16 protein-coding genes are annotated in these 17,879 nt (G+C 47.5%); 11 read left to right on the top strand and 5 right to left on the bottom strand.

What is annotated here, in order from left to right; genetic code table 11:
- The first annotated feature begins 26 nt into the window (after positions 1-26).
- The 7 genes from VC28_RS09055 (at position 27) to VC28_RS09025 (ending at position 7,706) form a co-directional block, all read left to right on the top strand.
- Positions 27-869, top strand: a complete 843-nt coding sequence (locus VC28_RS09055; protein WP_049630356.1) for a DUF3450 family protein — start codon at positions 27-29, stop codon at positions 867-869.
- Positions 870-2,234: a MotA/TolQ/ExbB proton channel family protein gene (locus VC28_RS09050; protein ID WP_049630355.1), complete on the top strand. Its 1,365-nt coding sequence runs from the start codon at positions 870-872 to the stop codon at positions 2,232-2,234.
- Positions 2,227-2,676 carry a MotA/TolQ/ExbB proton channel family protein gene (locus VC28_RS19300; protein ID WP_053094178.1) on the top strand — a complete coding sequence of 150 codons (450 nt, stop codon included), beginning with the start codon at positions 2,227-2,229 and terminating at the stop codon, positions 2,674-2,676. Before VC28_RS09050 ends, VC28_RS19300 begins: the two co-directional genes overlap by 8 nt.
- A 4-nt stretch (positions 2,677-2,680) precedes the next feature.
- The gene (locus VC28_RS09040; RefSeq protein WP_197085502.1) at positions 2,681-3,085 is read left to right on the top strand and encodes an ExbD/TolR family protein; all 405 of its coding nucleotides are present in this window, start codon (positions 2,681-2,683) and stop codon (positions 3,083-3,085) included.
- Positions 3,085-3,762 (top strand): energy transducer TonB, encoded by a 678-nt coding sequence (locus tag VC28_RS09035; RefSeq protein WP_156184308.1) that lies wholly within the window; start codon positions 3,085-3,087, stop codon positions 3,760-3,762. Before VC28_RS09040 ends, VC28_RS09035 begins: the two co-directional genes overlap by 1 nt.
- Positions 3,762-5,210: a tetratricopeptide repeat protein gene (locus VC28_RS09030; RefSeq protein WP_049630353.1), complete on the top strand. Its 1,449-nt coding sequence runs from the start codon at positions 3,762-3,764 to the stop codon at positions 5,208-5,210. Before VC28_RS09035 ends, VC28_RS09030 begins: the two co-directional genes overlap by 1 nt.
- A 117-nt stretch (positions 5,211-5,327) precedes the next feature.
- Positions 5,328-7,706, top strand: coding sequence for a DNA polymerase II (locus VC28_RS09025; RefSeq protein WP_049630352.1), 2,379 nt, complete (start codon positions 5,328-5,330; stop codon positions 7,704-7,706).
- Between the two features lie 12 nt (positions 7,707-7,718).
- Here the strand turns inward: VC28_RS09025 and VC28_RS09020 are convergent, their stop codons facing one another.
- Positions 7,719-8,735 carry a GlxA family transcriptional regulator gene (locus VC28_RS09020; protein ID WP_049630351.1) on the bottom strand — a complete coding sequence of 339 codons (1,017 nt, stop codon included), beginning with the start codon at positions 8,733-8,735 and terminating at the stop codon, positions 7,719-7,721.
- Positions 8,736-8,878: 143 nt separating this feature from the next.
- Here VC28_RS09020 and VC28_RS09015 point away from each other — a divergent pair, with 143 nt between their 5' ends.
- From VC28_RS09015 to VC28_RS09000, 4 genes are all read left to right on the top strand, one after another.
- On the top strand, positions 8,879-9,670 hold the full coding sequence (locus VC28_RS09015) for an MBL fold metallo-hydrolase (protein WP_049630350.1): 792 nt from the start codon (positions 8,879-8,881) through the stop codon (positions 9,668-9,670).
- Positions 9,671-9,733: 63 nt separating this feature from the next.
- The gene (locus tag VC28_RS09010) at positions 9,734-10,135 is read left to right on the top strand and encodes an SMI1/KNR4 family protein (RefSeq protein ID WP_049632282.1); all 402 of its coding nucleotides are present in this window, start codon (positions 9,734-9,736) and stop codon (positions 10,133-10,135) included.
- A gap of 163 nt (positions 10,136-10,298) precedes the next feature.
- Positions 10,299-11,114: a lytic transglycosylase domain-containing protein gene (locus VC28_RS09005; protein WP_231591686.1), complete on the top strand. Its 816-nt coding sequence runs from the start codon at positions 10,299-10,301 to the stop codon at positions 11,112-11,114.
- Between the two features lie 223 nt (positions 11,115-11,337).
- Positions 11,338-12,408 (top strand): hypothetical protein, encoded by a 1,071-nt coding sequence (locus tag VC28_RS09000; RefSeq protein WP_049630348.1) that lies wholly within the window; start codon positions 11,338-11,340, stop codon positions 12,406-12,408.
- A gap of 88 nt (positions 12,409-12,496) precedes the next feature.
- Here the strand turns inward: VC28_RS09000 and VC28_RS08995 are convergent, their stop codons facing one another.
- The 4 genes from VC28_RS08995 to VC28_RS08980 form a co-directional block, all read right to left on the bottom strand.
- Positions 12,497-14,554, bottom strand: a complete 2,058-nt coding sequence (locus tag VC28_RS08995) for a carbohydrate-binding module family 20 domain-containing protein (RefSeq protein WP_197085500.1) — start codon at positions 14,552-14,554, stop codon at positions 12,497-12,499.
- 242 nt (positions 14,555-14,796) lie between these two features.
- Complete coding sequence (locus tag VC28_RS08990) at positions 14,797-15,132, bottom strand: hypothetical protein (RefSeq protein WP_049630347.1); 336 nt, start codon at positions 15,130-15,132, stop codon at positions 14,797-14,799.
- A gap of 427 nt (positions 15,133-15,559) precedes the next feature.
- A complete protein-coding gene (gene argF, locus VC28_RS08985; RefSeq protein ID WP_049630346.1) occupies positions 15,560-16,477 on the bottom strand; it encodes an ornithine carbamoyltransferase in 918 nt (305 codons plus the stop codon).
- A gap of 47 nt (positions 16,478-16,524) precedes the next feature.
- Positions 16,525-17,688: an acetylornithine transaminase gene (locus VC28_RS08980; protein ID WP_049630345.1), complete on the bottom strand. Its 1,164-nt coding sequence runs from the start codon at positions 17,686-17,688 to the stop codon at positions 16,525-16,527.
- Positions 17,689-17,879 lie beyond the last annotated feature (191 nt).

The raw sequence follows: 17,879 nt of genomic DNA, 5'->3' as shown, positions 1-17,879 counted from the left end.
ATGTGTTGAGTGAGGAATGGATAGCAATGATAAAAGTGAATGATGGTCTGAAGGATACGAACTGTGACAAACACACGTCAGGTATCAGGTGGTTCATTTTGTCACTGGTGCTCTTGTCTTCTGTGGTGCTTTCAAATGATGACTCATCTGCAGGTGAAGGCCAAATCACATTATCGTTTGCAAAAAACGAGCTCGATAAATGGGTAGAAGCAAAAACGTTAATCTCCTCAGAAAAACGCAGCTGGAGCGAAGAGAAAGCCTTCTCAGAGCAGCTTTTGGGTGTCTTATCCGAAGAGAAGGCGGGTTTAACTGAAAGCTTGCATGCAATTCAGTCCGCGCTTTCTGGCGGAGACAAGGAGCGCATGGCGTTATTGGCCGACATTGAAAAATTGCAGGCGACGCAGGCGGAGTTTGGTAATGAAATTGATCGTATTACCAAGCAACTTTTATTGATTCGTGAACAACTACCTCAAGTTTTTAAAGAAGATCTTGCGCAAGATTATGAGCAGTTGGCAATGCACTCCGGCGAGGCCAGCCTGACGCAGGGAAAAATTGAGAGCGCGGTTATGCTGGCCATAAAACTACAGAATATCGACAATTCTTTTTTGTCCCGCACGCAAGTTATTGAAGTTGATGTTAGTGGCGAGCGCATGGAAAGAGAAGTTGAGATTCTCTACGTGGGGCTTTGGCGCGCGTATTATGTTGATCCCTACGAACGCTTCTCTGGTGTTGGATTTGCCTCCGGGCAGGGTTGGGTGTGGCAGGAAGACAATGCAATTGTTGGCGATGTAAAACTGGCGCTCAAGATTTTTGCGGGTGAGGTTCCCCCCGCGTTGATTAGATTGCCGGTCGTTGCGAGGGAAGGCTAAATGAACAAACTCATACTCATCATTTTATGTTTATGTTCTTTAAGTGCTTGGGGAGTGTCCGATAAGGCGTTGGATAGTCTTTCGGAAAGTGTCCATCGTGATCTGGAGTTGGCGTTGAATGAGCTTGCAACACTCAGGAAAACAATTGCTAACGAAAAAATCCCCTTGTCAAAAAAGATCAGGGAAAGAGAAGCCGAGATCTTGCAGCTTCGAAAAAACCTGGATGCATTTCGCAAGCTTGAAGACAGCAAAAGCGTAGATCTGCAATCTTTGCGTGACAATTTAAAAGCGCATGAAGATACGCTGTTTGCGATAAACCGAACGCTTTCAAACTACACCGGGTTGTACAACGAGAGTGTCCGGATTTTTGAAAGTGACCAATACCCCAGGCACCTGGCGGATTCGGATGCGCCGATCACATTACGAATTCAAACCCAACGCCAAGTATTCGCGCGGGGTGTGGATCGGCTATTGGCGGGATCTCGCCTTGCGCTTTACGACGGTAAAGCAATCGTTGGCGATGAACCTTTAACTCAGGGAAAATTTCTGCGCGCTGCCGATAACGTTTGGTTTCTTAACCAGAATGGCGATGGTTACAGCATCGCTAGCGGCGAAGTTTCCGGTTTAACCAAAACAATTGCCCAAGGCTCATTGGGTGCTGCACAGCGCACATCCGAAGAGCATGTAAAAATATCGCTACCGATTGATGTAACTTCCGGTAAAGCGTTGCTGCTGCAAGCGGAATCCGGCAGTGTATTTTCAGAAATCCATAAAGGCGGGTTTTGGGTATACCCAATCCTGGCGTTCGGACTGCTTAGTTTAATTATTGCGCTCGCCAAAACGGTTGAGCTCACACAAGCAGGGCGCGTCGATCGAAAAGCGATTGATCGGTTAATGGCTAATGCTGCGGGCGATCAAAGTTCCCCATCACAAACTGCGCGTGTGAATGGATCGGCAATTCACCAGTTTGTCCGTGAAGCGTTGAACCGCTCCTCCAGCGCGCGCGACCAGATGGAAGATGCCTTACTGGAATTGATGCAGCGAGCAAAAACCAAGCAGGAAAAATATTTATATTTGGTCGCAGTAACCGCATCCGTCGCGCCGCTGGTTGGCTTGCTTGGAACAGTAGCGGGCATGATCGAAACGTTCAAAATGATTTCACTGTTTGGATCAAGTGATGCTATGTCGCTTTCCTCAGGTATATCGAAAGCGTTAATTACGACAGAGCTGGGTTTGATTGTCGCAATTCCTGCATTGGTCATGCACGTCGTGCTCGGTAGAAAATCACACGCCATTATTTCAGATATGGAGTATTACGCCGCTCGACTGCTTGAAAAAAAGTTCGGATACACGCGCAATGAATAGTGCATCAGAATTTTATCGCTACATTGTTGTTGAAGGCGGCCCGCTGACAGTGGCGATTTTTTCTGTTTCCCTGCTTATTTATTGGATGCTTTTGAATACGTTCGACAAGCTTCGGCTGATTGAATCCAGCGATCAGGTGGGCGATCAATTCGCCAACCAAACCGCCAACCAATCCGCTAATTTGAAAGAGGTGGGTAATGACATCCGCGTGCTCATGGTATTGGTCGCGAGCACACCGCTATTGGGGTTGCTGGGTACCGTCATTGGTTTGATTAACGCGTTCCAATCTATGTCAGCCGGCGAAAATATCTACGATGGTTTTGCGCTGAGCGTATCGCAAGCACTTATTACCACCCAGGCTGGGTTAATTGTCGCCACGCCCGCCATGTTTGCCTTGGGTTATCTCCGCGCCAAACGATCTTCGTTGTTGAGCTGCAGGTAGCATTATGTGGTCCAAAATCAAACGTAACTCTGAAGAAGAGGTAATGGTGGAAGTCAATATTTCACCCTTGATCGATGTTGTTTTTATTCTGCTTATATTTTTCATCGTCACCGCCGTGTTTGTCAAAGAATCGGGTATCGATGTAAATCGGCCCAAGGCAACCAGCGCCGAACAGCTCGAAATGGCAAGTACGTTTTTGGCAGTAGATGAGAACGGGCAACTTTATTACTCAGGTGAAAAAATATCGCTTAACGAAGTTCGTCACATAGTTCAAAAAAATGAGGGCAGGCCGGTTGTTGTTCAAGTAGATGAGCGTGCGCTCAGTAAAGTGTTGATACAAGTTGTCGATGAAGCTCGCGTGGCCGGAGCGGAAACGGTCAGTGTGGCTACCGAAGTGAGTAGACGCTAGTGGCGAAACATTCATTGCTAAAGATGTTGGGAAATGGAGTATTGTCGGTGCTCATTACCGGCTTACTGCTGTTAAGTTTATTGCTTGGCAATCGCGCGGATTTTTCAGAACACAAGCTTGTGCACCTGCGTGAGGTCGCTGTGCAGCCGTTACTCGCCAATGAGCCTATAACTCCAACCCTGGAAACTTCCAATCAATCTCAAACCCAAGGTTCTGCGCAAGAAACTTCAGTGGATATTGCCGACGTTGGGATTGAAATCGATATGTCCCTGTTTGAGCGCGTGAGTCCAACATTAGCCAGTACGAGCGGTAGTGGATTGATGGACAGCCAGCAGATTGCGAATGACATGATGCAAGAACTCAGGTTTGAAAATGAACCTGTGTTGTTGAAACTCGATGAGCTGGATTCCAAACCCTTGCCGGTTATTTGGCCTGAGTATGAACTTCCTAAAAGCCTTATTCAGCAGAGAATGCCGGACACAACGGTGACGGTTCATGTTGTCATTCATGAGGATGGGCGCTTATCACTCATCGATTTCGAGAGTATTGCTTACGAGGAGCTTAAGCCTGTGGTAAGAGAAATCATTCAAGGAATGCGGTTTACCAAGCCGACAAGAGCGGGACAAGCCGTTAAAGCTGAGCTTATTCTCCCTTTGGAATTGGAAGGAGTTCGCTAATGAATCCAATTTTTTTAATAAACAACGTGTGGCAAGTGAATAGTATTTTCGGCAGTTGGCGAAATGGCGTTGGTGTAATGTATTTCGTTCGATGCATTTTTCTGGGTTTCATTTTTATTCAAGCTCCCAATGTTTTTTCAAAGGTGCTTCCCTTATCGGAAAATCATTGGGGTAACCCCGAATTTACCAATAACTTTCTGGGCAGTTACGGTGTTGTTTCGGCGGTCGAGCCGCCCATTAACTTCGAGATCTATATGGATCTCAGGCGGCTACGCGAATCGTTTGAAAAGAATCCGGTAGAGGCTATCGAAAAAATAAAATCGCGTGCGGCGGAAGACAAAAGTGCTGTCTACGATTTTTTGTTGGGGCAAGTTCTTTACGAACAGCGCAAAGAAAAGGACGCGTTGGGTGCCTACTTAAATGCCGTGTCAAAGTTTCCAAACTTTGCGCGCGCACACAAAAATGTTGCTCATATTTATATGGCCGATAACCAATGCAACGCTGCGAAGCGGCATCTGCTGAAAGTCGTCAACTTATCGCAAGCTGATGCCTATGTGTTTGGTTACCTCGGCTACTGCGCACTACAGGATAAACAGTTTGGCGACGCTGTTGGGCTTTATCAAATGGCCAAGATCTATCAACCTAATAATAGAGACTGGAAGGTAGGGGAAGCGCAAGCACATATCGGTATGGGTAACCACGCATCTGCCAACGCTGTGCTTGACGATCTGTTATCACTCGATGCACTGAATATCGATTACCTGCTATTGCAAGCCAATGTGCACACCCAGCAACAAGCCTATAGCAAAGCGATAATAAACCTTGAACTTGTGCGTCGTTTGCAGCCGCAACACTGGGAGGCTTTAACACTGTTGGGGGATCTTTATCTTAAAACCAGGCTACCTGAGCTGGCGTCCATTCGCTACAGTCAATCAATTGGCAAGGGCACCTCAATTGATTACCAACGTGCGGTAACGAGTTTTTATAATTTGGTAAACGGCGGTGCAGACTGGGCTGATCTTGAAGCCTACTTTTCTGTTTTTGAAGATCGCTATGCGAGCCAGGCACAGCGCTTGGATAACGATGAATTCAATCTGATGAAGGCGCAGGGTTTTCTTCAGGCGGGCAATACGGATAACGCATTGCAATTGGTAGAAAAGGTTCTCAGCCAAAATCCATTGAATATTTCCGCGTTGTTGCTAGGAGGGAAAAGCGCGATGTTGAAAGGAGAACTTGATCGCGCAGAGCTGTATTACGAGCGCTCGATATACAATCATCCCAGAAAATACCAAGGTTTAATCGGGCTTGGCCAAGTGTTAGCGAAGAAACGAAATTTCAAAGGCGCACTAACGGCCTTTGAAAGCGCCTATGCGTTAAATGAAAGCGAGAGCTTGTTAGAAAACATCAGGCTGCTGAGTAAGGTAGTGGGCTCGCAAAGAAATTATTAAACTTGCGGGCTTTTTTGCGTGCTTGCTTCTTGTTCTCACTAGGGCGGCCTTGGATTGCATCGCCATCCCCCATGCGGGATAATACTGGTTACTTAACCAGTTTTGTCCCGTGCACTTATGACTAATGCCTTTTTATTGACCCGCCAGTGGCGCGACACCCGTGAGGGTGTGGTGCTGGATTTATGGTGGGCGACAGAAACCGGAAGTTGTTGGACACAAATAACGGGCCAGACGGTGGTGTTCTTTGTCTTGCGCGAGCAGGCGCAGCGCATTCAACAGTTGCTCAAGCCTTTACGCCAGTGGCATATGGCAGAAGTTGAATTAAAAAACTTTCATAACAAAACTGTGAATGCGCTTTATTTTCGCCAGCATCGTATCGCGCGCGATGCACAAATGATTTTGCAGCAACAGAACATTCCTTTTTGGGAGGCCGATGTACGCCCGCCTGAACGATTTTTAATGGAGCGTTTTATTACCGCTGCTGCACAAATCGATTTTCCTGCAAACGCATTTCCGATCATCAACCCGAAACTGGCTCCCGTAGAGGATCCACAGTGGCGGCCTGCATTGAAAATGCTATCGCTCGATATTGAAACATCGATGGATGCGAAACAGCTGTATTCAATCGGTGTCTGGTGTGATGCAGGACAAAAAGTGTTTATGGTGGGAGAGGGCACTAATACTGAAACGGTAATTTTTTGTGCCGATGCCAAACACTGTTTGTTAGCTTTTTTTGAATTTTTCCGTACGGCTGATCCGGATATTGTGATTGGTTGGAGTGTCGTACAGTTTGATTTATTGGTGCTGGAAAACATCTGCAAAAGCCTGAATATGGAGCTGCAGTTAGGGCGCGCAAACCAAAGCATTCATTGGCGACATGATGATGCTGATACTGGCCGCAGTTATGTGGTCATTCCAGGACGTGTCGCACTGGATGGTATTGAGTTATTAAAAGCAGCGAATTATCGCTATGACAGTTATTCACTGCAGAATATTGCTGAAGAATTATTAGGTGAGGGAAAGTTAATTAGCGGTAACGATCGCGCTGATGACATCACTTATTTATTTAACCATGACAAGCTTTCGCTAGCGGACTATAACCTACGCGACTGTGAGCTGGTGTGGAAAATTTTCCAACAGCAACAATTGCTGGATTTTGCGATGGAGCGCAGTCAGCTAACCGGCTTGCTGTTGGACCGTATTGGCGGCTCGGTGGCAGCATTCGAATATTTATATTTGCCACGCTTGCACCGGCGCGGTTATATCGCGCCTAATTTGGGTGAGCTGGAATCGGATATTTATAGCCCCGGTGGTTACGTAATGGATTCGCGGCCGGGCATTTATGACAACGTATTAGTGCTGGATTTTAAAAGTCTGTATCCCAGCATCATGCGCACGTTTTTAATTGACCCTTGCGCATTTTGGTTGGCGCAACACCAGCAATTGCCCGCAGAGCAAACGGTGCCGGGTTTTAATGGTGCTTATTTTGCGCGTGAAGGGCACATCCTGCCCAATATTATTGAGCAGTTATCGGCCGCGCGCGACCGCGCCAAACAACATAAAAATGCACCGCTATCGCACGCCATTAAAATTATTATGAATTCATTTTATGGTGTGTTGGGTTCAACCGGCTGCCGTTTTTTTGATCCTCGCGTTAGCAGTTCAATTACCATGCGCGGTCATGAGATCATCCAGCGCAGCCGCGATTGGATTGAGCAGCAAGGTTATGCGGTCATTTATGGCGATACAGACTCGCTGTTTGTGTGGTTGGAAAACAATTGTGTTGGCAAAAAACCAAAAGATACCACCCAATGCGATGCAATAGGTAAACGCCTTGCGAAAGAATTAAACCAGTGGTGGCAAAAAACGCTATTGGCAGAGTTTGCGATTAATAGCGCGTTGGAAATTCAATACGAGACCCATTACTTGCGTTTTTTAATGCCGACGATGCGGGGATCGGAGTTGGGGACTAAAAAACGTTATGCCGGATTGGTGGACAATAATGGCAAGCGCGAAATGGTATTCAAAGGATTGGAAAATGTCCGTACCGATTGGACGCAGATCGCCAAAGATTTTCAGGCAGCGTTATATCAAAAAATTTTTGCGGGTGAAGATTATCTGGATTTTGTGCGCACTATTAACGATGAAGTTTTGGCAGGCAAGCGCGATCTGGAACTGGTGTATCGCAAACGCTTGCGCCGCCATTTGCACGAGTACCAAAAAAATGTTCCGCCCCATGTACAGGCCGCGCGCAAGTATGTGCAACTGACCGGTGAATCGCTTCGCCGCGGTGATTGGATCAGTTATGTGATTACCAGCAACGGCCCTGAGCCTGTCGGCCGCTATGAAGTGGATATGCGGTTACGCCAAAGCCCGATTGATTATCAACATTATGTAGATAAGCAATTAACACCGGTTGCCGACAGTATTTTGCATTTTATGAATGAGTCGTTAAACCAATTAGTGGATAACCAGCTATCGCTTTTTGGTCAGTAGTATTCGTTGTTGTTAACGTTTAAATTCCATCCGGTATTCATTCGGTGTATATCCCGTGACAGATTTAAAACTGCGGCGAAAGGCAGCAGTATCAGAAAATCCCACGTCATCGCTGATGCTAGTGATGTTCTTTTTGCTATAAATCAGCAGCTCGCTTGCTTGGTGTAATTTAATAAGCTTCATCCATTGCGCACACGAAAGCCCGGTGATTGCTTTGACTTTGCGTGCAAGGGTTCGTGCAGACACATTAACGTAAGTTGCCAGACGAGCAAGCGATAATGTGACAGCGGCTTGTTGTTCAATCCACAGGTACATTTTGCGCATCTGTGGATCGTTTAATTGCATGAGTTGAATGGCATGGAAGGGCTGTAATTTTTTTTCTGGTTTGGGTATCACCATAATGTCTGCAATATCACGCCAGCTTTGTTCGCCACAGCACTGGCTAATCAATTCTTGTGCAATAGGCAAATAACCATTGACCCCCGCTGCGGTAATGCAGCGATATTTTTTGGTGGCCGATGTGCCGGTAATACACGTGTGGCTAAACCGCCATTGCACCGCAGGGTAGTGAGTTTGTAAAAAATCGGTCATCCACCAAGTGGATGTTGCGTCCATGCGGTTTAATTTTCCGGCGGCAGCCAACCAGCACACTCCTGAGCAATAGGCTGATAAATGAATATGCGCGGGAATTTTTTTGAGTGCATTCACCAGATGCTGGAGTTGATCCAGATTGCGTTGCAAGTCTGTGCCAGCACTTGCCCAAAACCCCGGAATAATGAGCGCGTCTATCCCTGTCTTTTCCCCTGTCATTTTTTTCGTAGAGATTTCACTGAGAGTGAGCTGGGGAGTAATTGATACATGGGGTGGGTGATTTTCGGGAGCCAGATTGACAGGAGTTTTATCCAACCCCAGCCACATTACCGTGAACCGCTTTTTGCCTGAACGTTTATTCGCGACATACAGTAACTCGCTAAAGGCGAGTAATCCCGATGCGATACAGCCGGGATAGAGCAGTACGCCGATATTCATCTTTTATCCCCATCTGGTCTGGTTGCGCTGCTTTGGTGGCGAGTTATGTATTTTATGTGGCATTTCTTGCCATCTACAACCAATGCTTCCTTGTTTACCATCCTGTTTTTGTCATGAATTGAAAAGTGGGTTGGGGAAGCGATATGAAAATTACACAAGTGCGCAACGCGACGGTTGTTATTCAGGCTGGTGATGCGGTGATTCTGGTCGATCCTATGTTGGCACCTAAAGGCGCTATACCGGGATTGACTTATTTTGGTAGCGAACGCCGCCGCAACCCATTGGTAGATCTGCCGGAAAATACACCGGAGCTACTGGAACACGTGACCCACTGCCTCGTTACCCATTGTCAGAAAGGCCATTTTGATCATTTGGATCGGCGGGCAGTGAAGTGGCTTAGAGAGCGGAATATTCCGGTGTTTTGCAGTGAAGCGGATGCCGTATTTTTACAGCGCAAAGGATTACAGGTGCAGGCATTGGGGCGGCAGGGAAGATCGGCGTTTTTGTCGGGAAATATCCAATTGGTTTCCTGTCTGCATGGGCGTGGCCTGATTGGAAAATTGATGGCGCATGGGGTTGGGTATTTTATCCAACTGCCTAATGAGCCCAGCCTTTACATTACGGGTGATACCTTACTGACTGATGACGTGCGTGAATGCATTATCCGAAACCAACCGGATATCACCCTTATTCCAGCCGGTGGGGCAAGGTTTGATCTGGGGGGAGACATCATTATGGGGTTTGATGAAGCAATTGCGCTGGGCGCACTGAGCGATAGGCATGTGATTGCCAACCATCTTGAAGCTCTGGACCACTGCCCGGTAAGCCGGGCACAGTTGCAAGCTGAAATTGACCGGAGGGATTGGCACGCGCGCTTTTTTGTTCCTGCGGATGGAGAGAGCTTGAGCTTTACCGCGGGGGCGAACCGCTTGTGATGGATCATATCGCGGGCTATAGTCCTCGTCCTTTTATTATTGACAGGTAATCCCATGGCCGATATCGATGATGTGTTGGATTTGTTACGCGAGCACAACGAACCCGTACCGGTTCCGCTGGATTTGCCCGATGAAGACAAGCTGGTCGAAATTGAAGAAGAGATCCTGTTGCCGATCCCGCGTGATGTACGCACTTTTCTGCTGGAGGCAAGCGACGTTGTATACGGTTCGCTTGAGCCTGTTACCGCTGCCGATCCCAACTCCCACACCTATTTGCCGGAAGTAACGGCTACCGCATGGGCGATGGGTGTGCCGCGCCATTTATTACCTATCTGTGAAGTGAATGGCAGCTATTACTGCGCCGAGCCGGATGGCGAGATTGTGTACTGGCGCGATGACGACATGACCGATGAAAGCTGGCCCTCGATTTGGCATTGGATCCGCGATGTGTGGTTGGAATCCTGATCGTCAGGCATGCATTCCTGAATGCGGCTAGATGTCGATAAGCTGCAATAAGTCACGAAAATGGATTTTGGTGACAGAGCCCCGTGTTTTGTTGGGCTACACTGAATCTCCCGGCTGGATTTTTTGAGCCGCTTTTTTCCTGTTACGAATTGTGGTGTGTGCTGTGTGTAAAACCTGGTTGTCATTTACCTCCCTGATACTGGCGCTGGCCAGTGTCGGCGTATGGGCGGATGTGAAGGCCAGTATCGCCACCGACAAAAACGTAGGTGAGCCGACGCGTGAGGCAGCTCAGGAATCGAGTCTTGCTGACTTTGAAGCCCATGTCCGGCGGATTGCCGAGAAAACCGCAGCAGAAGAAAAAGCCCGCAAAGAGCAGGAGCGGCTGGAGGCCGAGGCCGCCGCCAGTAAGCAACCTGCGCAACCCTTCAAGTTTTTTAAGTATCGCAAAGATGGCGCGGTTGCCTATTCAGACCGTCAGCCGCGCAAGGCCGATTATGAAGTGATCGTGTACAACTCTTGTTATGCCTGTAACCCGCTATCGCGCGTGGACTGGCGTGCAACACGCTTGTATATGACAGAGTTCACTTACTCCATCAGTCAGGCCGCTCGCAAACACGGGGTTGATCCTTCCCTGGTGCGTGCGGTGATCCATGCAGAATCCAACTTCAATCCTCTTGCCCGTTCGCGCAAAGGCGCTATGGGGTTGATGCAGTTGATGCCGGGCACCGCCAAAGATATGGGTGTGCGCGATACATCGAACGCAGCGCAGAATATTGAGGGGGGAGTGAAGTATCTGGCGTGGCTGCTGGAACGGTTTGATGGCAACATCACACTGGCAACCGCGGCTTACAATGCTGGCCCCGGTGCGGTCGAGCGCTACAAAGGTGTACCGCCTTATGAAGAAACCAAGACCTATGTGTTTCGGGTAAACATCCTGCACCAACGCTATAAAACCCAGTTGGCTCTGGCGCGCAATTAATTTATTCCTGTTCTATTTCATTTCATCCCGACCTTCCTTTGATTGAATCATTTCGCTGATCTATTCCCTGAATGCATGCCAACTGGTATCTGCTCATAACTTATTATTCTAATTTACGCGCCAAATTTAGCTTAAAAAATCAACGTTTTTGCCGCTATAGACTCTAGCCCTTGGTCTTTCTGCTGATGGCTACTCATTGGTCTTGGCAAAAACGGATGGCACTATGATTATTTCTAACGCCTTTATCGGCATGGCCGCACAGCGGGAATATCGTGAAGAACGCAGCGTGAAAGAGTCGCTGGAGTTCTGGTTGGATCAACCGACAGCGCCGCCTGCGGTGCCAGCGGCAGCATCCCAAGCGCAGCCCGAGCCGGACGTTGCCGTGGATTTATCCGCTGCAGGCTCACTCCTCGCCATGCATCGACAGCGCGAAACAGTGGATTTAACGGTAGAGATGGATTGGCGTTCGCGTTTGAATATGATGATTCTGGCCGCGATGTACAAATCGATTACCGGTAATGAGATGCAGATTGTTGAGCCTGCATCGGTGCAAGCGGTGGCGGGCGGTAACGTCCAAGCGCTGAATGTGGATACCTCTGCGCCAAGTCAGGCGGTGGTGCGCAGTAGTGGCCCGGGAATCGTATACCAGCGGCAGGAGCGCTATCAGGAACAGGAGCGTATGCAATTCAAGGCGGAGGGAATTGTCCGCACTCAGGATGGCCGTGAAATCGCGTTCACGGTGGATATGGCGATGAACCGCGAATTTGTACAGGAATCTTCTCTGGCGATTCAGGCCGGCAGCCAAAAAATCGATCCTCTTGTTATCAATTTTGATGGGAAGGGCGCAAGTCTTAGCCAAACACGTTTTGCATTTGATCTGGATTCCGATGGCAGCGCAGAACAAATTGCCAGTTTGCGCCCCGGCAGTGGCTACCTGGCGTTGGATCGTAATGGCGATGGCGCGATTAATAATGGCACTGAATTATTTGGCCCCAGCAGCGGGCGTGGTTTTGCCGAGCTTGCTGCTTATGATGAAGATGGCAATTATTTTATTGATGAAGGCGACAGTATTTATCACCAGTTGCGGATTTGGTCTACCAATGAAGATGGATCAACACAATTAGTTGGCTTGGGCGATAAAAATGTGGGGGCGATATTTTTAGGCCACGTTTCTTCGCCATTCCAACTCAAAGACGAACAAAATAATTCGCTCGGTGAAATCGCTAATTCCGGAATTTATTTAACGGAAGATGGAAAGGTAGGTGTTGTGCAAGAAATTAATTTAACGGTTTGATTTTTTTCGGATTTGTATACGCGTACAACAAGAGTGGATTATCTGGGAATCGTCATACCCGCAATGGCGAGTATGACGAAAATTTTTATTAAAACGCGCCCAAGGTGCTGGTTGCATTACTGGTACTTAATAGATTATTGCCGCCGCTTTCCCATACAACACCTAGCGTTGCATTATTTTCCTGGCGTTTTACACATTTCCATTCGAAGGCGGTGTTCGCGGGCAATGTGATATTACCTGTCCAGGTTGGGTAGCTGGTGGGGTTGAGTTTGATCGCCGATGCAAGGTTCCAATTACCCAGTGCGGCGTGGTTACCAACAACGTACACACTTTGCCCGGTGTAAGTCGTGCCATTTTGGCAGGTGAATGCCACATTGACTGTCGCCGCGTTTGAACTTTGCGCGCTGCTTGAGCTGGCGGGAGTGCTTGAGCTTGCAGGTGTTGAACTTGCGGCAACACTACTGGCTGCTGCGCTCGAACTTGCAACAGAACTGCTGGTGTTATTGCGGGTAACACTGTATTGCAAACTCGCATCATTGAACGTAATGGTGTAAGTGCCTGCGGTTGTTACAGCAATATCATTACCTGCAGCATCGGCAATTAAATCGCTGTTATTATTGCCCCAGTTATTAACCCAATTGCCATAAGCATCAAATTTAAAACGATCAGTGCTGTTGCCTGCAAATGTTGCGCTGCCAACCCAGGTGCCCGCAGAACACGTCATATCGGTGCTGCCCCAATTGTTAAACGTGCCACGCAATTTCATTGAGGAATAAACGCAATTGTTGCCAACAACATCGCCATTTTTCGCTTTTATATGAATCGCTGCTGCGGCTTTTGCGCCCACAGAAAATGTCGCAGTACCATTTGCTGCAACGGTAATACTCGCACCGGTGCAGGTGCCATTCACATAATCGCCAGTGATTACGTTGCAATAGCTACCGGCGGCCATTCCAGTTTGTAATGTCACGTTGATCGAACTGTTTTCACCATTAACAACGACAAAGCCTGAACTACCGCGACCGAATGCAATAGCATTTGCACCGTTGTCCCACCAGTTAGAAACATAAAATGCATCTTTAGTCGCGTTGCGGAAACCAACCATGTTGGCGATTTCGCGATTGCGGTGCTCACATAACCAACCGTTATTACATGCACTTGCAGCGGTACTTGGTGGACCTTGATCGTGGTCTGTCCAATCGTAACTGGACATCACTTGTGTGTAACCGTAGGGAAATGCAAGCATGAACACATGCGCAATGTTATTTACATTCGCGCCATCTTTGTGCGTCACAATATTGCTGGTGTTTTGACGTTGGTTGTCATGGTTGGCAACAAAAGTCACTGCATCACTGCTCGCCAGCCAGCCACTCCACACACCGATATTGCGTAAATCTTTTAAGGGCGCGCGGCCTTTAAAATAATGTCCGAGTGTATTGCTAAAATTAAATTCAGTGACGTCGCTAATGTAAGTGTATTGCGATGGAGTGATAGGTTCGTTAGCGGCTCCAATTACTTCCTGGAAAATATACGGATTGCCATTTAAGCGGCTGACAATATTGGCGATATCGGCACTCGGCATATGTTTTGCGGCATCGATACGAAAACCTGCAACACCCAGACTCAATAAATCATTCATATAAGCTGCAATTTTTGCGCGCACATAATCTGATTCGGTTTTTAAATCGTTTAAGCCAACCAAATCGCAATTCTGTACTTGCCATGCATTGGTGTAATCAATATTGGTGGTGCAGGTGTGGAAATCATTTGCACTGTAAGGTACTTCTGGAAAATTACGCCCACCTGCAGCCATATGGTTAATCACGGCATCGACATAAATATCCACACCGACCGCTTTACAGCGTGACACCATGCTTGCAAATTCTGCACGTGTGCCTGAGCGACCTTCGATGGAATAACTGACGGGTTGGTAGCGCGTCCACCAGGCATTTCCTGTAACGGATTTTTGTGGAGGAGAAACTTGTACAGCCGCATAACCTTTCGGGCCTAAAACATTTTCGCACTCAGAGGCGATGTCGTTCCATTTCCACTCAAACAAATGGACAAATGTTGTCTGCGCTTGGACAGGAATTGAAATGAATGGAAATAGCAGTGAAGCAAACAAAAGTTTGGGGAGCGTTTTCATAGTAGATACCGAAGTTTTGATGATTATCTTTATTAGGTTTGTATGCATGCAGTCACATGCAACAACAACTTCCACCATCAGAATACGGCAAATTTTTTTACGAAATATTTTGAATACGTATGCAAGGCTAAAATTAATTCGTTATATAAATGTATGCGCCTTAAAAACAATAAGCCCCATAAGGGGCTCATTGCAGTGGTCAAATCAACTATGGGACTGTTGTTATCTGGTCGCCCACGGCATTAGTTAGCGGTCAATGTTTTGCTTTTTACCTCACTCGCAACAGTGTTAGATACGCGATTTTTCAATATAACGGTATCGCCCTTTTGCAGCGAGCTCAACGACATCACACGGCCTTTCTCGGTTGCCACCTTTGCACCTTTGATAACTGAATAGGTTTTGGTAACACCTTCTTCAGTAGTGATGGTGATAGTGCTTTCGGCTGCATCTACTGCCTTCACAACGCCCGGCACTTTTTTATACGAAGAGAATGATTCAGCGCTCACTACATTGGACAACGTTGTCATTAATAGCAAAGAAAAAACAGCAGCAGATTTTGAAGCGAATGATTTTGCCATGATAAAACCCTCAGGAAGTAAGATTAATCAGAATGTTTAACTGCACCCACGAAAGAATTATAGGCATCTAAAATTTCAAAGTGTTACTTTTTGTTACTTTTTCTCAGATTGTTTTTTCACAAAAACAGAAAAAATTAGCGTTTCTATTCATATAGTGAATATTAAATTAATTTAAAATCGTTTAATGTTATTAAAAGCATTATTTTGGGTCATTTTTCTTAATTTGTATGACTTACTGTAATTTTTTGGTGTTTCTGTGGTGCGGCCAAACAGGGCACGAAAGGCAACGTTGTCATTTTGTTGTCTCTTTTTGGTGCCAGAGGAATTGGTGGGGTAATCTAAAGCAAGAGGAAAGTAGAAGGGGTAAAACAATAAAACCCGCTTTCCGGAGGGATAAGCGGGTTTTATTGTGCGTGTTTTGAGGAATCTATTGGTTGAACAGGAATTCCATCAGAGCGTTTTGGGCGTGCATACGGTTCTCTGCCTCTTCCCATACAACCGAGTCGGGTGCATCGAGTATGTCTGCTGACACTTCTTTGCCACGATAAGCAGGCAAGCAGTGCATAAAGATCGCATCGGATTTAGCGAGCGCCATCAGTTCTTTATTGACTTGATAGCCCATAAAGATTTTCTCGCGCTGTTTCTTCTCGTCTTCTTGCCCCATCGATGCCCAAGTATCCGTCACCACCAAATCAGCATCAGCAACCGCCACACGCGGGTCATTGCTCAGGCTTACACGATGTTGGTAGGGAGTCACAAACTCGTCTTCTGGTTCAAAGCCTTTTGGTGTAGCGATGCGCAATTCAAAATCACACAGCTCCGCGGCCTGAATGTAGGTGTTGCACATGTTATTACCATCACCCACCCAAGCGACTGTTTTACCGGCGAGAGAGCCGCGCTTTTCCACGTAGGTTTGGATGTCAGCCAGCAACTGGCAGGGATGGTATTCATCGGTCAGGCCATTGATCACGGGTACACGTGAGTATTCAGCAAAACGCTCAACGGTTTGGTGGCCAAAGGTGCGGATCATAACCATATCGACCATGCTGGCGATGCAGCGTGCAGCGTCTTCAATCGGTTCGCCGCGCCCTAATTGTGAATCTTTGGTGGACAGAAAAATCGCATGGCCACCCAGTTTGGCAACACCGGATTCGAATGAAACACGGGTGCGGGTAGAGTTTTTTTCAAAGATCATCGCCAGCACTTTGTTGTTAAAAATCTCAGGGGCTTCGCCCTGGCGCAACATGGCTTTAAGTTCGATAGCGCGTGCAATAATCTGCTGCAGTTCAGCGCGGTTAATATCAGCGAGGGTTAGGAAATGTCTCGGTGCCTTTTGGGGAACCATAATCATTGCTCTTTTATTGCAGTGCGCGCTTTATTGCGCGCACTTGTTTAAAACTCTGTCACTAGCTGTACAACTTTACTCACCAGTTCATCTGCTTCAGCATCGGTGAGGATAAAGGTAGGCAGTAAACGGATGGTGTTTACTGCTGTCACGTTAATCAATACACCCAGATCGCGGCCTTTTTGTACCAGTTCAGGGCAGGGGGCGTTCAGCTCAATACCGATCATCAACCCTTTGCCACGAACATCAACCACTTTTGGGTTGTCTGCGAGTGCGGTTTTGAAATCGGCCAGCAATTTAGCGCCCAGCACGTTAACGCGTTCAATCAGGTTGCTTGATTGCAGGGTTTCTATCACTGCAATACCTGCGCTACACGCGAGTGGATTGCCACCAAAAGTGGTGCCGTGGTTGCCCGGTTGCAGTACTTCAGCCGCTTTACCCCGTGCGAGGCAGGCACCAATTGGCATGCCATTGCCCAATCCTTTTGCCGTAGTGACGACATCGGGTAACAGGCCATTATGTTGATAGGCAAAGAAAGTACCGGTACGGCCATTGCCAGTCTGGATTTCATCCAGCATCAACAATAAATCGTGTTGGTCGGCGATGGTGCGCAACTGGTTCAGATAGTCTGCAGCAGGAACCCGCACACCGCCTTCGCCCTGCACTGGCTCAACCAGAATGGCAACGATGTTTTTATGTTCAGCGATAGCTGATTTAACCGCTTCAACATCGTTGTAAGGAACCCGCACAAAGCCTTCCACCAACGGCTCAAAACCAATTTGTACTTTGGTGTTGCCAGTGGCGGTCAGTGTGGCCATGGTCCGGCCGTGGAAACTGTTGCTCATGACGATGATGGTGGGAGTTTTTACACCCTTATCGTTGCCATATTTCCGAGCGATTTTGATCGCTGCTTCATTCGCCTCTGCACCGGAGTTGGAAAAGAACACCTTATCCATACCCGATGCTTTGATGAGTAAATCTGCCAGCTGTTGTTGCTGGGGGATATTGTATAAATTGGACACATGCAAAAGCGTGGCAGCCTGTTCAGAAATAGCCTTGGTGACTGCGGGATGTGCGTGACCCAGGCCGCAAACGGCGATACCGCTGATGGCGTCCAGATAGGATTTGCCACTGTCATCCCATACTCGGCTGCCCTCGCCCTTGGTCAGGGTCAGGGTTCTGGTGCCGTAAGTATTCATGAGCGTGGACATGATGTTCTCCAATAAAATGACGCCAAAAAAAGTAACGCCAGATAGATGACGCGAGAGCGTCGCCAATTGCATATGTGTTGTGTGAAAAAATGAATCTATCAATGCCGATCAGCGATAGGCTCGTGATTGGTTAACCGGGGGGATTTTTCACTCAATTAACACAGGGTGCCGCTTGGACAATGTTTTTGCCC

The organism is Cellvibrio sp. pealriver, assembly GCF_001183545.1.
Classification (GTDB): Bacteria; Pseudomonadota; Gammaproteobacteria; order Pseudomonadales; family Cellvibrionaceae; genus Cellvibrio.
This window is presented reverse-complemented; position numbering and strand designations above follow the sequence as displayed.

What these genes read in the sequence shown, in the direction of transcription:
- VC28_RS09055 (WP_049630356.1), top strand. Translation starts at nt 27, where the DNA reads ATGATAAAAGTGAATGATGGTCTGAAGGATACGAACTGTGACAAACAC.
- VC28_RS09050 (WP_049630355.1), top strand. Translation starts at nt 870, where the DNA reads ATGAACAAACTCATACTCATCATTTTATGTTTATGTTCTTTAAGTGCT.
- VC28_RS19300 (WP_053094178.1), top strand. Translation starts at nt 2,227, where the DNA reads ATGAATAGTGCATCAGAATTTTATCGCTACATTGTTGTTGAAGGCGGC.
- VC28_RS09040 (WP_197085502.1), top strand. Translation starts at nt 2,681, where the DNA reads ATGTGGTCCAAAATCAAACGTAACTCTGAAGAAGAGGTAATGGTGGAA.
- VC28_RS09030 (WP_049630353.1), top strand. Translation starts at nt 3,762, where the DNA reads ATGAATCCAATTTTTTTAATAAACAACGTGTGGCAAGTGAATAGTATT.
- VC28_RS09025 (WP_049630352.1), top strand. Translation starts at nt 5,328, where the DNA reads ATGACTAATGCCTTTTTATTGACCCGCCAGTGGCGCGACACCCGTGAG.
- VC28_RS09020 (WP_049630351.1), bottom strand. Translation starts at nt 8,735, where the DNA reads ATGAATATCGGCGTACTGCTCTATCCCGGCTGTATCGCATCGGGATTA.
- VC28_RS09015 (WP_049630350.1), top strand. Translation starts at nt 8,879, where the DNA reads ATGAAAATTACACAAGTGCGCAACGCGACGGTTGTTATTCAGGCTGGT.
- VC28_RS09000 (WP_049630348.1), top strand. Translation starts at nt 11,338, where the DNA reads ATGATTATTTCTAACGCCTTTATCGGCATGGCCGCACAGCGGGAATAT.
- VC28_RS08995 (WP_197085500.1), bottom strand. Translation starts at nt 14,554, where the DNA reads ATGAAAACGCTCCCCAAACTTTTGTTTGCTTCACTGCTATTTCCATTC.
- VC28_RS08990 (WP_049630347.1), bottom strand. Translation starts at nt 15,132, where the DNA reads ATGGCAAAATCATTCGCTTCAAAATCTGCTGCTGTTTTTTCTTTGCTA.
- argF (WP_049630346.1), bottom strand. Translation starts at nt 16,477, where the DNA reads ATGGTTCCCCAAAAGGCACCGAGACATTTCCTAACCCTCGCTGATATT.
- VC28_RS08980 (WP_049630345.1), bottom strand. Translation starts at nt 17,688, where the DNA reads ATGTCCACGCTCATGAATACTTACGGCACCAGAACCCTGACCCTGACC.